Consider the following 1,626-nt stretch of genomic DNA (forward strand, 5'->3'; position numbering starts at 1 on the left):
TTGAGTTGAGGCTGATGTTGCCGCCGTTGCCATACACGCGCACTGTCACTGCACCTGCGGTCAGGTCACCGCCCACGCCAGCAATCACGGTGCTGTCGCCGACGTTCGCGCCTGGGACCGTGAAGGTAACGCTGTCAATCGTGCCATCGGTTGCCGTATTGCCGGAGCTGGTGCCGACACGCAGGAACAGCACTTGTGGAATGACGATGGTCATGTCCACGCGAGCGTTCGCGGTCGAACCGACGATGGCAGGGTTGGTGAATGTGGATTCGGCGTGGGCGGTAGCGCTCAGCAAGCCGGTTAAGCCCAGGGTGCTGACAAGAAGGAGTTTTTTCATGATGTTTCCTAAGGATTAAGGTTGAAGTTCAGAGCTGCGTGGCGGTGTAAGTAACTCGTCCGTTTTTGGCGATGGTGCCGCCGTACGTGCCGGCTGCGGGTAAGGTTGCGTTGAGGTAGGTATAAGTCCACTTGCCTTCGACGCGGACAAGTCGGTTGGTGGCCGTCAATGTGGTGGCGGTACCAGCTCCGCCGCCTGCGCCCAGGTTGAAYGCTGGGTGGGTRATGGCGGCATTGGTAAAGCCGGCGGTSGTGGCTCCCAGTGCKGCRCCGRCCACRTTGATCTGGCTCCAGGGRATCACTTCACCGGCGGTGCCGGTCGTCAACGGGCCGGTGGTGTTTGAGTTGAGGCTGATGTTGCCGCCGTTGCCATAAACGCGCACCGTCACAGCACCTGCGGTGAGGTCGCCGCCCACACCGGCGATCACGGTGCTGTTACCCACACTGGCGCCTGGAACCGTAAAGGTCACGCTGTCGATCGTGCCATCGGTTGCCGTATTGCCAGAGCTGGTGCCGACACGCAGGAACAGCACCTGCGGAATGACAATGGAAAAGTCCAGCCGTGCAGTCGCTGTGGAACCCGTAATTGCGGGCGTGGTAAATGTGGACTCTGCATGCGCTGGCGCTGCCGCCAAACCGGCCAGGCCCAAGGCGCTTGCTAAAACAATTTTTTTCATCAAGGTCCTCTCTGCGGTAATAAGAAGGTGAATCGGGTGTTCAGGCTTTTTCTGAACGTGAATGGACTGTAACTAGGCGTTTCGAAAAAAGGTGGCTTTACATTCGTAACGCGGGCGACAAATGGTAAATACGTCACGCTTAAGTCATTGAAAACAATGGATTTATGCGAAATGGCGACAAGAAAGATGGGGTTTGGCTTGGATGTAACGAATGCCATAAGCCTTCTTCTGTGACATATTTCCCAGAGTGGTGTAACGAGTCAGAAACAAATGGCGTTTGTCTGCCAAGTGGTGCTTTTCTCTGTTCCTCTCTGGAACTACCGCGTCGCTTGAACTGGTCGAACACTCGTTGTATGAGAGGCAGAGCTGGTCAATGAAGGCTGTAGCACGCGCTATTCGAGCGAGGCCTCAAAGTCAAGGCGGGCTTCATGCAATCAGACGGCGATGGTGGTTGGATTGACTGGGCAAGTCGTATGCGCTTTAACCGGAAGAGGTCCACGCAAGGGACGTCGGTGGTGGTTGGTTGCCCGTGATAGATAGGCAGGTAGGCACGCCACTGGGATCGCGTGGTGCCCTTGTGTGGCGTGCATAGCAGCGCAGGCAGCTGATCGAC

General features: G+C 56.9%; 1 protein-coding gene and 1 pseudogene. Both read right to left on the reverse strand.

Annotated features, from left to right (window positions below; translation table 11 throughout):
- Window positions 1–337 (reverse strand): annotated as a pseudogene (locus AC1DWI_RS22345) (hypothetical protein); the annotation flags it as partial.
- Window positions 338–365: 28 nt separating this feature from the next.
- On the reverse strand, window positions 366–1,013 hold the full coding sequence (locus AC1DWI_RS22350) for a hypothetical protein (RefSeq protein ID WP_477725806.1): 648 nt from the start codon (window positions 1,011–1,013) through the stop codon (window positions 366–368).
- Window positions 1,014–1,626: the final 613 nt, after the last annotated feature.

The sequence above is a fragment of the Polaromonas sp. P3_C2 genome (genome assembly GCF_056402675.1).